This is a genomic window from Thermogemmatispora onikobensis (assembly GCF_001748285.1).
Taxonomy (GTDB): Bacteria; Chloroflexota; Ktedonobacteria; order Ktedonobacterales; family Ktedonobacteraceae; genus Thermogemmatispora; species Thermogemmatispora onikobensis.
The window spans coordinates 1-12,806 of sequence record NZ_BDGT01000039.1 but is presented as its reverse complement, the minus strand read 5'-3'; the positions used below and the strand labels follow the sequence as shown (position 1 = coordinate 12,806).

At 62.7% G+C, this 12,806-nt stretch carries 10 protein-coding genes, 1 CRISPR repeat array and 1 riboswitch; of the genes, 2 read left to right on the top strand and 8 right to left on the bottom strand.

Annotated elements, in window-relative coordinates:
• Positions 1 to 69: 69 nt before the first annotated feature.
• The 8 genes from BGC09_RS16185 to BGC09_RS16155 form a co-directional block, all read right to left on the bottom strand.
• Entirely contained in the window at positions 70 to 1,536 is a 1,467-nt protein-coding gene (locus tag BGC09_RS16185) for a HEAT repeat domain-containing protein (RefSeq protein WP_069805235.1), read from the bottom strand.
• 173 nt (positions 1,537 to 1,709) lie between these two features.
• Complete coding sequence (locus BGC09_RS16180) at positions 1,710 to 2,261, bottom strand: RNA polymerase sigma factor (protein WP_069805233.1); 552 nt, start codon at positions 2,259 to 2,261, stop codon at positions 1,710 to 1,712.
• Positions 2,219 to 2,536: a hypothetical protein gene (locus BGC09_RS22605; protein ID WP_141727820.1), complete on the bottom strand. Its 318-nt coding sequence runs from the start codon at positions 2,534 to 2,536 to the stop codon at positions 2,219 to 2,221. The genes BGC09_RS16180 and BGC09_RS22605 overlap by 43 nt, the downstream gene beginning before the upstream one ends.
• A gap of 244 nt (positions 2,537 to 2,780) precedes the next feature.
• Positions 2,781 to 3,656, bottom strand: a complete 876-nt coding sequence (locus BGC09_RS16175; protein WP_069805231.1) for a hypothetical protein — start codon at positions 3,654 to 3,656, stop codon at positions 2,781 to 2,783.
• 174 nt (positions 3,657 to 3,830) lie between these two features.
• Entirely contained in the window at positions 3,831 to 4,022 is a 192-nt protein-coding gene (locus BGC09_RS16170) for a hypothetical protein (RefSeq protein WP_069805229.1), read from the bottom strand.
• A gap of 511 nt (positions 4,023 to 4,533) precedes the next feature.
• Positions 4,534 to 6,432: a cellulose binding domain-containing protein gene (locus tag BGC09_RS16165; RefSeq protein ID WP_069805227.1), complete on the bottom strand. Its 1,899-nt coding sequence runs from the start codon at positions 6,430 to 6,432 to the stop codon at positions 4,534 to 4,536.
• A 544-nt stretch (positions 6,433 to 6,976) separates the two neighbouring features.
• Positions 6,977 to 7,678 (bottom strand): 7-carboxy-7-deazaguanine synthase QueE, encoded by a 702-nt coding sequence (locus BGC09_RS16160; RefSeq protein ID WP_069805225.1) that lies wholly within the window; start codon positions 7,676 to 7,678, stop codon positions 6,977 to 6,979.
• Positions 7,679 to 7,983: 305 nt separating this feature from the next.
• Positions 7,984 to 9,552: a purine-cytosine permease family protein gene (locus tag BGC09_RS16155; protein ID WP_069805223.1), complete on the bottom strand. Its 1,569-nt coding sequence runs from the start codon at positions 9,550 to 9,552 to the stop codon at positions 7,984 to 7,986.
• Positions 9,553 to 9,853: 301 nt separating this feature from the next.
• Positions 9,854 to 10,011, bottom strand: a riboswitch (TPP riboswitch).
• Positions 10,012 to 10,261: 250 nt separating this feature from the next.
• Here BGC09_RS16155 and melA point away from each other — a divergent pair.
• Together melA and BGC09_RS16145 are read left to right on the top strand one after the other, a co-directional pair.
• A complete protein-coding gene (gene melA / locus BGC09_RS16150; protein ID WP_218104073.1) occupies positions 10,262 to 11,569 on the top strand; it encodes an alpha-galactosidase in 1,308 nt (435 codons plus the stop codon).
• Positions 11,570 to 11,739: 170 nt separating this feature from the next.
• Positions 11,740 to 12,204 carry an iron chaperone gene (locus tag BGC09_RS16145; RefSeq protein WP_069805221.1) on the top strand — a complete coding sequence of 155 codons (465 nt, stop codon included), beginning with the start codon at positions 11,740 to 11,742 and terminating at the stop codon, positions 12,202 to 12,204.
• Positions 12,205 to 12,361: 157 nt separating this feature from the next.
• Positions 12,362 to 12,772: direct repeats of the CRISPR family, unit length 37 nt; unit sequence CTTTCAGTATCCACAAGCGGATCGAGACCCCTGCCAC.
• Positions 12,773 to 12,806 lie beyond the last annotated feature (34 nt).

Below are 12,806 nucleotides of genomic sequence, written 5' to 3'. Positions count from 1 at the left end.
GAGGCAGCGGCCAAAGTGGCAGGAGGCGCAACCAGGGGAGCTGCCTGAGCTGGTCCTGGTCACCTCGGCCTAGCCCTGGCTGGCCCAACCGCGGCAAGGCTGGTACCAGAGATGCAGATCGCACGGGTCCTGCTCGCAGAGCGGCGCCTCCTGGGTCGTTGCCTGCCAGGCCAGGGCCAGCTCGCGCAACACGGGCGGCTTGTTGCGATCCACCTCGGACTCGCTCACGCCGATAATGATGACGCGCAAGCAGGTACGGCTCTGCTCCAGCAGCAGCGACGACTCAGTCTGAGCCTGAGCCTGAGCCTGACGACAGATGGTCGTTGAAAGCATCAGGACCTCCTGACAGGAAGACTGCTGGCAGTGTTGGGCCAGACGCTGGCCGAGGAGGCGCAGCACCCGATCGCCCGAGCGCTGGGTTGCCGCGAGAGGGGCGATCGAAGCCTGCGTCCACAGGTCCTGGGGCAGAGCTTCGAGTACCTCCTGCAGTCGTCGCTCCTTCGCCTGATAGGTGCACCATAGTACCAGGACCGGCCCTTGTTCTGTTAGCAGGAGGCGTGGCTCTAGCAAAGTGCCACGGCGATCCTCCAGGAAATCGCGCAGAGCCAGCAGCGTCTGACGCAGCGGCGAGCTTGACCGGCGGGCTTGCTGTGCCTGGGCTGCTGTGCGAGCCAGGGCCTCGTCGAGTTCCGCCAATGCCTCACGGATCGTCTCCTGCAAGAAAGGTAACTCGACCCTCTCCAGGGCCTCCAGCAGATAGGCCCGCGCCATGCGCTTGCCCGACAAGGCCAGGGCCTGGGCTGCTGCCGCGCAGACCTCCTCATCGCCGTCGCTCAGCAGTACCTGGCGCAGCGCTTCCAGGGGGGCGGCCCAGCCTAAGCATCCCAAGGCCCAGGCGGCGGCCTCACGCACCAGCCAGCAATCGTCGGCCTGCACCAGCGCGATCAAGGTTGTTCGCAGGCGGGCCAACCAGGCACTGCGTAGCTGCTCGTCGGCCAGGAAGGCGGGGATCAAGCGCCCCAGTGACCAGACGATGGCCTCGCGCACTGCTTCGTGGGCTTCCTGGCCCAGGGCCTTGAGCAGCAACTCGATCTGTGGCTCGCCGCTCAGGCCGAGCAGGCGCACCGCCTCAGCGCGTACGCGCCAGGAAGAGTGTGTCAGAGCCAACAGGAGCGGGTCACGTGGTAAGCTGGTCCGCTGCTCCAGGGCTTGCGCCAGCTGGCTCACGATGGCCTCGCCGTCATCAGGCAGGGGGCGCAGCCGGGGGACTTCTCCGAGGGTCATCGCCGCTTCCTGGCTGCCTTGATCATCTTCCTCGCCCGCCGCTGCTCCGCCTGTAGGGGGAGCCTGAACAAGATGGGCCTCAGTGTCAGCGCTCGTGAGCTGATCCTCTCCGCTGGTGGGCACCAGATGGAGCGGGCGGAGCGCCGACTGACGTACCGGGGAGAGCAAGCGTTGCCAGCTCTCGTGAGGCTGAGGGGGCTGCTCCCTGGCACGCAGCGGCCCCGTGCAAGGTTCAGCGCTGTTCTGATACATGAAGCAAATCCTCCCCTGCTGTCTTTCTCAAAGATGCTTCTCTCTCTCCGAGCTCGTTTCCGCCGCGGCTGGCGCTACCTTGGCGTTAGCGCTGGCCGCCCAGTGAGGCGAGCGATTGTGAGCGCTGTTCGCTCTCGGCTCATCATCAAGACAAGAGCAACTCATTCGGAGCCTCAGTCGAGGTTGTGAACCAGACGGCGCAAGCGGCTGATCCCTCGACGAATATCGTCGTTGACCGTCCTCCGAGGACGGCCTGTCTGGGCAGAGATCTCGCGCGCTGACTGGCCCGAGAAATGTAACATCACTGCCGTCTGCTCATAGCGGGGCAAAGCCTCAAGACTGAGAGCGAGCAGACGCGCCTGATCACGCCGCTCTACCAGTGCCTCCGGCTGCTGTTCAGCGTCATCGGCCAGATCATCGATCTCGGAGCGCAACTCACCGTCGGTTGTTGCGTAATATTGGATCTGACCCGTACGCCGGCGCTTCTGCTCCTCTGCCCGATATTGAGCCAGGACGCGCCGTGCGATCTTAAAGAGCCAGGCGCGAGGATGGTAAAGGGGCAGGGCACGCTGACGTAAACTCTGGTAGGCGCGGGCGTAGGTCTCGTCCACGCAATCGTCGATCGCTGAGGAGTCGTGCAGCTGCCGCCGGAAAAAGCGCTCCAGGGCGGGGCGCAGGCTGACTAGCTCCGTTTCAATCCCTTGAGAAAGATCGTCCTGCTCCATTGGGTACCGAACTCCTCATCTACGACTTGACAGACCTCAAAGAATGGAGGAACGTAAGAAAACAGTAGAACGCCCCCTACAACCACTTCAGGAAGAAGCTCCCGTCCGCGCTCGTTACCACGCATCCCTGTCATGGCGGTCTCGCTGGCTCCTCCACACTCTGGCGCAGATAGCAAGCGAGCAGAGCCAGTCAGCGGCGCCCGCAGGCCAGTCCTCTGCCGATCCGGGACCCGCTGAGTGATCTGTTCAGGAGCGTTATCAACAATCTTGTACATTATTCGCTCCTTGTTTGAAAAGTTATGATCCCTCTATTAAGCCCTTGCCACCCCTGAGCGGCGTGATACAGACATCAGCCAAGATGTCTGATACGCCTCTACTCTCTCGTGTGCTTCGCTGATGCCGAACTGGCGAGGAGCGCCGCCGGCATAGCCCAGATGGGTGGGGAGATAGGGAGGGGTCTCTGTGGGAAGGGCAATAGCGCTGGCTGGTACGTGAGCAAGCCAGGCTGGCGTGGGGGCCTCAGCCTTGCGCTCGCGCTGAGCTGGGCTGGCGGCGACGGGCGTCCTCCAGCACCTCGTGTAGGCGCTGAGCGAAGCTCAGCGAAGTATTCACCAGATAGATGCGCTCGGCGGTGAAGTAAAAGCCACCTGAACCGTGCGGAGGGGCAGACCCTAGCCGCTGCAGGGCGTGCGCGTACTGACTGAGACGCTGTTTGGGAAGCGGGTTTTCAATATCGACGAGGAAGATGGCCGCGAAGGGGCGGAGCAGGCGTGCTCGTGCCACAAAGCGCACGAAGTGGTCCTCCTCGATCGCTTTGCTCCGCGACTTGCATTCGATCAGCACGGGACCCTCATCGGGAAAGGCCAGGACATCCAGATCGCCCGGGATGGCTGGGGAGGCCAGGCTCACGCCGTGACGCACCGGCACGAGGCGCTCGTAGTGTCCCACACAGTAGAGTCGCAGCCACTCGGCGACCAGCCACTCTAGTGTATGGCCCAGATCGTAAAGGCGCTCCAAGGCAGGACCCGCTTTGACAGCGGCCCCCTCTCGGAGCAGCAGCTCCTGGTCGATGAGCATCTGCAGAAGGCGATCATTGGGCAGCTCACCAGGACTGGCTGCGAGGAGATCGCCATAGAGACAAGGAAGCCGCTCCAGCAGCCGGCGCAAGGCGTGACGAGCAGAGGTAGCCAGCAAGCAGCGGTACAGGGCGCGCTCACTGTACTGGCTGCCATTGGGACAACGCAGCCAGGGCTGCCGAAGCACCAGGGGATCAGTATAGGGCCGGCGTACCTGCTGCAATTGCCAGCCGCGCCTGACCAGCTCCTGGTCAAAGCTGTCTCCCAGGATGAAGGCTTCCCGGTCTTCGTAGGGTACCGGAACCGGAGTGCTGGCCATTGGACTGCTCCCTCCATCTATCACGTGCCACCAGGTGACACTTCCTTCAGTAAGGAGATGCCTACCCAGATCCCACCCCATGCGGGTAGTTTCGCAAGCGCTCCTTCATGAGGATAGTCTCCTGACTGGCGTACCAGTCAGGCAGCGGGCTGGTCTGATCCTCTCTGATGCGGTTCAGCTCCTGGCGCGTGGCGGGAAGATGCCGACGAGCAGAAAGATGCCGAAGATCAATGCAAGCAGGCTACCAGTGAGGCCGACAACAACGGCTCGTCCCCCGGCGGCGAACCAGAGCACGAGCGGGAGCACAATGGCGACGAGGATCAGGACGAGGCCAGCAGCCAGGCGTCCGGTGAATGCCTGTTTCACGAAAGCCTCCCTTCAAGAACATGCGCGAGACATCCTGCTGCGCGTCAGGCGTATCAGCGAGTGATCGCGCGAGCACAGCCCGTCGAACGTGAGAAGATCAGCAAACACAACTGTTTCTATGATAGCAGAAAGCGTGAGAGCAGAGCAATGTGAGCGACAGCTCACCACCTGCCCCTCGCCAGAGGAAGAAAGATCGACCAGGAGCCTGGTGCGCTGCGCTGGGCGTCCCAGGGAGCAAGCCAGCGCTGTCCTGGCTACCGCTGCAAGGCCCTGGCCCTGAACGGAGTGGGGGCCAGAGCGATCGCGGCGGCCAGTGCGCAGGACAGCGCTATCGGGCGAGCCAGATGAGGAGAGGGGCCTTGAGCGGATCGGTTCGGTGCCCTTTCTCTCTTCCTCTCTACTTACCATCGCAGGGAGGGAGAGAGGAAGGCTTGCCTGACCTCAAGACGCTGTGGAAGAGAGGCCAGGCCGCCGACGGCCTGCTGCCAGCCTCGGGCAAAGGCAGCCTGAGCTAGGTAGTGGTGCAATTGACGCCATTCAGTCTGAACCCTGTGGGCGGGGTATTGCTGCCGTTCCAGGTCCCGTTAAAGCCGGGCGAGGCGCCGAGCGTGGTGCCTGCCGGGATTGTGGCATTGTATGAGAGATTGGTCACCGTGACTGTACTGCCGCTCTGACTGAAGGAGCCGTTCCAGCCCTGAGTGATCGTCTGCCCGTTGGGGAAGGTGAATTGAAGCTGCCAGCCGTTGATCGGGGTCGGCCCCGTATTGGTAATCTGGATCAGGGCACTGAAGCCCCCAGGCCACTGCGAGTTGACCACATAATGGATCGCGCAGCTGGTGCCCGCTCCCGGAGTTGGGGAAGGCGTTGGCGTTGGAGTGGGGGCCGCGGTCGCTGTTGGTGTTGCGGTAGGTGAAGGAGTAGGCGAGGGTCCCGCCGTTGGAGAAGGTGCGGGCGTAGGCGTCGCTGAGGAGCTGCCAGCGATCACGTAGGTCACCAGCTGGCGGGCGGCAATCGTGGCACTGAAACTATTATTCTGCACGGTCAACGGCGCCTGAGCCTCTGTATTATGGCTGGCGTCGGTCACATAGGGCACGGCGCTTGCGTTGGTGGGCAGGGTGAGGCCCTGCAGCGAAAGCGTCACCGGTACCGCGCTATAGGAGGTATTGAGGGCCACGATGGCCAGCGTCCCATTGGCGTTGAGGAAAGCCGTCACCTCCAGTGTAGTATCGCTGCTGGTGGCGCCGATGCGCGTCGCTCCGGGGCGCACAAAGCGACTATAGTTGGCGAAGCTCCAGAGGCGCTTGGCTGGCGTCACGGTACCATTGACCACATTGATCAGATAGCCATTGTCGCTGGCATTGAAGTTGACGCCCCACCAATAGAAGAAGGCGTTCAGGTTGGCGGCGGTCAGACCGGTGTAGATCTGCTGGGCCCAGTAGAAGCCGGAGCCATCGCCGCCGTCGTCCCAGCTATAGTCTGCCGCATCGAACTTGGCCCATTCCGTTTGCCAGACATGGCGGCTGCCCAATCCTGTGATCGGCGTTGTGGGAGGCGCGGTATAGCCGTGGCTGGAGAAGAGGTCGAGGTAGCTATTGGCCGTTGGATTGGCGAGGATGCCGTTGGCGTAGCTTTGGGCGCTGTCCCAGCCCTCGCCGTCGCAGCAGACGACCTGTGGCGTTACTCCCGCCGCGCGCAGCGTTGGCCCCAGGATGGCCACAAAGTCGGCGGTCTGGGTCGGATTCATGACCATGCTCGAATAGTAGGTCGAGAGATTTGGCTCGTTGAAGGCGCCGATCTGGGTGAGGCGGATGCCATCGCTGAGGTAGTCGCGGTAGTACTGCAGCAAGTAGTTGGCGTAAGCCTGGCGCCAGTCGCCGCTACTGCAGCTCGCGCCCGGTGAGCCGCAGAGGGCGCCGCCGTTGGTCTCATTGCCGTTGGTCTTCATGAAGCCGGGGGCGCTCCAGGCGTCGCCGTAGAACTGCGTGACGCCGTAGCTCTGGGCCTGCTTAGAGAGCCAGACCTGGCCCCAGCTATCGTGGTCCCAGACGTAGGTCGGCGTGGCGTTTGGACTCCCGGGGCTATTGGGTTCGATAGTGTGGGCCTGGTCCGAGGGCAGCAAGTTGCGCAGGATCGAGAAGCCGGCTCCGCTGCTGGTGCTGAAGAGCAGATCCAGAATTTGACGTTGGGTGCTGCTGGGTGACTGCTCCAGCTCCTGAGCGGGGCCAAAGGCCCCGGAGAAGCCGAAGCCATCGATCGTCTGATAGCGCGTCGCCCCATTCACGGTAATGGCACTGGCGGCGTAGGCTGTGTGTGTCGAGAGAGAGCGCGCGGCGCTGACGGCGAGGCTCGTCAGCAGTAGGACGCTTACGAGGAGCCTGCCGGCTCTCCTTGCCGGCTGGTTGCTAGACATCGCTTTTCCTCCTTGAACAGCCAAAGCAACGACTGCCTGTGTGGTCCGCTCTCTCGCGGGCCACGTTGAGTGAGGTGGCCTCGTTTCTCCTGGAGGGAGGAACGGGCACCACACTCACTTTCCTGTGTTCCCTGCTTGAAAATTTTCAGTCTCATTTCCCCTGCTGAAAATTTTCAGCAAACTATGGGCTATCTTGGATGTGAGTGACTACTTAAGATGAAAGACACTCAATGAGAGATATAGCTTTCCGTGCTCAACGCTGTCAAGGGAGCAGCTAGACAGGAAGAGAGCACTTAGCCGACAGGGCATAGGCAGTGAGGTAGGGTACGCCAGGCGGGCAGCGGGTGCATGCTAGGAGAGTTGGGCCATTTGTTCCGCGAAATCCGATGAAAGTTGACTTTTCACGTAGATCGGCTACACTTCTAGCTGTAGCAGGGAAGCCGCAAGCAGGGCAGGGAAAGCCCATTGCTCCCTGAGCCGCCTGCCAGTGGCCTTCTCTTCTTCCTGCCTGGCTTCCTTCCTCTCTCTCTCTCTCTTCCTGAGGCTAGACCAGGCGGCGGCGTCCCCAGATCAGGACATGCAGCTGCGGCAGGACGCGCACATTGTATTGATCCCAGAAGGGGTCGCGCACGCGCTCGGCCAGCCAGGCCAATGCGGTGGGGTAATCGGGCAAGGCGGCATTGCCCTCCGGTTGCAGAATAATGGGCAGATGACGCTCCTTGAAGAGCGGATGAGCTTCCAGCAAGGCGCGCAGGGCCTGCTCGTCGTAGTCGTCGCGCACCACAAATTTCCACTGCTGCTGTTCTGGGAGCAGGCTATGTAAAAACTGCTCGATGACAGGATGGCGCAGGTAGTTGGCCCCGCTGCCGGCGCTGGGCAGCTTGGGCGAGAGGCTCCACAGGTCGATCAGCGGCACGGCCAGAGCAGGGAAAATGGTGGCGTTCGTCTCGACGGTCAGGTGGTGGCCCTGGGTTTTCAGCAGGGTAACGAGCTGGAGCAGCTCCTTCTGGAGCGTTGGCTCGCCGCCGGTGAGGACCACATGGCGGGCGCCGAGGGCGTTCACCCGCTCGGCGACGGTCTCGGGAGGGAGCGTTTCCCAGCTCCCGCCTTCGCGCACGCTCCACGAGTACTTAGTATCGCACCACGAGCAGCGCAGGTTGCAGGCGAAGAAGCGCACAAACGTTGTCGGCACGCCCATCAGGCTGCCCTCGCCCTGGATCGAGCGATAAATCTCCATCACCAACATCGTCAGAAACCCGTCTCTTCTCTTGATTGACCTCGTCTCTATCTTGCTAGCTCTCGGCTTGTCTTGCTGGCCGGCTCCCTGAGTGCTTCCCATTCCCGGCGCTCGACGTTCTCGGGAGAGGGAGGAGAGAGGAGCCGCCCGCGGTGGCTGAGGGTCCTTCTGGCTAGATTTTCTCTGGTCTGTCAAGCGTGCCTGGAACGGGGGGACGGGACCTTCGATTCCCGAAAGCCCGTCCCAGCGGCCTCCATCTCTCCCCAACGCTAACCCTTGTAGCTCTGGCTGGATAGATTGCGGAATAGGAGCCGTTAGCTGGCGGCTGCCATCTCTGCAGCGCTGGCGGCGGGCCGCTGGCGCAGGCGGGGCAGGTTCAGCAGGAGGTAGAGGAGGCCGCTGACGACGGCCCCGATGATGCCGCTCAGGTCCATGCCGCCTAACAGGTGGGCTAATGGCCCCTGCCACGGCTGACTCAGCCAGGGTAAGGTCGCCGAGCCGATGAAGGGGATGGTAATGGCGAAGCCCACTAGCCAGGAGAGAACGGCTCGCCAGGCCACGCCGCCGCGATACCAGTAGCGTCCGGCCCGCCCGCGCGTCAGCTCTGCAGCGGCATAGCGTCCCCGGCGCAGCACGAAGAAGTCGATGAGGAGCACGGCGGCCCAGGCCGGCACCCACAGGTAGGTCAGGAGCAGGAAGTCGATGTAGACGTTGAGGAAGCGGTTGACCAGCTCGCTGTAGGTCTGGGCCTCGCTGAAGCTGAAGCGGGAGAAAAAGCCGATCCAGCCGACGCCCACCGCTCCGACGAGGCCGCAGAGGAAGGCCGACCACCAGCGCCGGAGCGGGATGTCCATCGCCAGGGCCACCAGGCCGGCGGTGTAGACGTCGAAGTAGTTGGCCCAGATTTCGCCCAGAACCACGAAGAGCAGGAAGGGGACCAGCAGCCAGGGAGGCGCGGCGCCGGTGATGACGCTCAGCAGATCAGGATTGGCCGGGTTGATGGTGGCCAGGGCGACGCCAAGGATGCCCAACAGGGCCGTTGGCAGGCCGATCCCCAGCCCTGCCCACCAGGCGATGCTGCCGGCGCGCGTGCGCGTGGGCAGGTAGCGCGAGTAGTCGGAGGCGAAGGGAATCCAGGAAGCAATGAGGGCGTAGATGAAGCCGCCACCGGTGACAATGGCGGCCAGCCGCGCCGGCCCGTGAACTGTGGTCGGCAGGCTCCAGTTGATGCGCGGGAAGAGGACAATGAAGAGCAGGAGGCAGAAGGCCATGAAGACGATGGCGCCGTACTTTTCGAAGACGTGGACGGTCTGATGTCCGTAGACGGCGACGATGACGGAGGCGATGAGGACGAGGGCGATGGCGATGAGGGCGGTCTGCGGCGTTCTGGGGAGGCCGACCAGACTGGCGAGCTGCACCAGGGCCCAGCCGCCGATGACGCAGTCGACGGCGAACCAGCCGACGGCCATCAGCCAGGTCAGGAAGGCACCAAGATAGGCGCCGCGGTGCCCAAAGACGGCGCGCGCGAAGACCATTTGCGGAGTACCGGTGCGGGCGCCGGTGGCGCTGGTCAGACCGTGCAGGGCGGCGGCCAGGGCGCAGCCGATGACGATGGCAATGGCGCTGTCAAGCAGGCCAAGCTGTCCCTGGCTCAGACCCAGCACGAGCGGGGCCCCGATGGCCAGGGCCCCGGTCAGGAGCGATAGGTAATTGGCCATTGCTCCAGTCCAGACAAGTGCCAGCTCGCGCGCGCTGCCATGCCGATCAGCTTCGGGAATCGGCTCCATGCCGTGGCGCTCGACTTTGAGGAAATCATCTGCTTCTACTCCCCGTACTTGCAGGATGCCGCTGCCTGATTCCTGTGGCTCCATTGCTGGCTCCATAATTGGCTTGCTCCTTTCTTTGACAGCTTGCGCTCTGTGGGGTGCGTCAAGCCGCTGGCTGGACTAACTACAGCCTGGATGGTTCACCAAGGGGCAGGCACTGGAGTGGCAGAGGTACCGGTCTGTCCCAAGGGCGACAGAGGGGCTGCGGCTGCTCTGTTTGCGTTGGTGGGGGAGCTGGCTGATCGATCGGGCGTTGATGCCAAGGAACGAGGGTGCTGGCTCGTGCCTGTCTCTCCGCCAGCACCTCGGGATCGTTAGGCTGCTCGCTTTGGGGGCTGCCCCAGCCTGCGGGGCAGGCAATAGGATCAAGCACGCTCCCTGCGCTGGCATTACCCAGATCAGGTTCTGGCGGTCGGTGACGGTACGGCCTGCTCGCAACGCGGCGCAGTGCAACCCACGGCGACAGGTCTGGTCACCCTCTCAGCCCGGCTCTCCCGAGCTCCCGTGACTGCCTGTTTCTCCTTTATCTGCAACGGTGTTGCCTGCTACCTGTATAGCAGATCGTGGCAGCCATGTCAAGCAAGCAAGAGTCGCGTCTCTTGGCACTCTCTGGCAAAGCGGGACCCGGCTGGCTGGCTCGCCCGCGGCCTGTGGCAGATGCTATACTGACTGCAGATGATGGACAATCTGGCATGGCAGTACGCCGGTGGCTGCGGTCGGTCGGCTCAGGCTACCGCGCCTGCGAGCGCCAAGGAGGCATGAGGTCGTGACCCACGTGAAGATCACCATGATGGGCGCCGGGAGCGCCGTCTTTGCCCGTCAACTGATGACCGATGTGCTGTTCTGCGAGGGGCTGGATGAGGGGACCTTTGCCCTGGTTGATGTGGATGCGCGGCGGCTGGAGCTGGCCCACCGTATCGCCGAGAAGCTGATCGAGCGCAGCGGCAAGCGCTGGCGTGTCGAAGCCTCGACGGAGCGGCGCAAGGTGATGGCAGGCAGCGATTTCTTGATCAATACGATCGAGGTGGCCGGGCTAGACTATGTGCGCCAGGACTACGAGATTCCTTTGAAATATGGGATCGATCAGTGTATCGGCGATACGATTGGTCCTGGAGGGATCTTCAAGGCGCTGCGTACGGGACCGGCCTGGCTGGCGATCCTGCGCGATGCCGAGGAGCTGTGTCCGCGAGCCTGGGTGCTGAACTATACGAATCCGATGTCGGCACTGACGCTGGCGGCTCTGCGGGGGACGCGCCTGCGCACGGTGGGGCTGTGCCATAGTGTGCAGTGGACCTCGCGCCAGTTGGCGCATTATCTGGAGGTGCCTTACGAAGAGCTGGAATGGCGCTGCGCTGGGATCAACCATCTGGCCTGGTTTACTGAGCTGCGCTGGCGGGGCGAGGATCTGTATCCGCGTCTGCGCGAGCGCGCGCGGCGCCCCGAGGTCTACGAGCTGGACCCGGTGCGCTTTGAGACGATGCTCCATTTTGGGGCCTTTGTGACGGAGAGCAGCGGGCATTTTTCGGAGTATGTGCCGTACTTCCGTAAGCGCCCGGAGCTGATCGCGCGCTATTGTCGGGCCGGCTATCTGGGCGAGTCGGGCTTTTATGCCCGTAACTGGCCGACCTGGCGCCGCGAGGGCGAGCATGCCATTGAGGAGATGCTGACGGGCGAGCGTGATATTCCCTGGGAGCGCAGCCTTGAGTATGGTTCCCAGATCATCGAGGCCATCGTGACGGGCAGGCCAACGGTGATTTATGGCAATGTGCGCAACGTGGGACTGATTGAGAATCTGCCGGATGGCTGTGTCGAGGTGGCCTGTCTGGTGGATCGCAATGGGGTGCAGCCTATTCATTTCGGACGGCTGCCGGAGCAGTTGGCGGCCCTGGATCGGGCCCATATGGCGGTACACGAGTTGCTCTGTGAGGCGCTGCTGACGGGGCGGCGGGAGCCGGCGCGCTATGCTTTGTTCCTTGATCCGTTGAGTGCGGCGGTCTGTTCGCTGGAGGAGCTGAGCCAGCTCTTTGATGAGTTGTGGGAGGCTGAGCGGGCCGCTTTGACGGCCTTTACCTAGGTGAATGAGGGTGGAGCCTTGCCGTCTGGCTGCTGGTCAGAGAGAATAAAGCTCGTATATGCGAGTGTCGGCTGTTGTGGCTGCCTGCTGGGTTGGACCGGTTGGGCCTGTTGATGGCCTGTGTGTGGATAGCTGCAACGCGCTGGATATGAGAGGAGGTTTTGTTTGGTATGAGTCAGGCTGATAAGCCGGGGAGGTCCCACGGGGCCAGAGCCAGAGGTCAGGGATCTGAGGGCTTTTCGGAGGCCGAGCGCGCGGCGATGAGGGAGCGGGTGCGCGAGCTGAAGGCCAGTCAGGATCGGGAGCAGGGCGAGCAGGAGGTACTGGCGAAGATTGCCGAGCTGAGCGAGCCGGATCGCAGTCTGGCACTGCGCTTGCACGAGCTGGTGAAGGAGTGTGTACCAGAGCTGGCGCCGCGTACGTGGTATGGGATGCCGGCTTATGCGCGGGATGGCAAGATCGTCTGCTTTTTCCAGCCGGCGCAGAAGTTCAAGACGCGCTATGCGACGCTGGGTTTCAACGATGTGGCTCATCTGGATGAGGGACAGATGTGGCCGACGGCCTATGCGCTGACGGCGCTGGGGCCGTCTGAGGAGGAGCGGATCAGGGAGCTACTCAGGCGGGCGGTGGGCTGAGGTTGCTGGGCTGTGGTTGGGGTGTGGTGTCGCGACTGACCAGGTCCTGGCTCGGCTGCCTGGGCGGCAGGCTCCTTGTTGTGATTGCTTGACTGCAGGCGCGGGGGAGGGAAAACCTCCTTCGCGTTTTTATTGCTTGTTTTGCGGTATCGACGACCTTTCAGAATCCCCAAACGGATCGAGGCCCTTGCCACCTGTAGCGTAACAAGACCGGTACCATTCCGTTTACCGCCTTTCAGTATCCGCAAGCGGATCGAGACCCCTGCCACTCGTGAAGCGGCTCGTGGAAAAATACGCAGAGCAGCTTTCAGTATCCACAAGCGGATCGAGACCCCTGCCACTTGCTGCCGGCGACGCAGTGGCGGCGCGTGTTACGCATCTCCTTTCAGTATCCACAAGCGGATCGAGACCCCTGCCACTTCCCCACCGCTGCTATGGAAAGAATGCTTTTCGGCCACTTTCAGTATCCACAAGCGGATCGAGACCCCTGCCACCGATTTCGACATTGCAGCCAAAGCAAATCTTGAGTTTCTTTCAGTATCCACAAGCGGATCGAGACCCCTGCCACCGTGAGGTGATGTTTGTGGTGTTTGGAGCTGGTT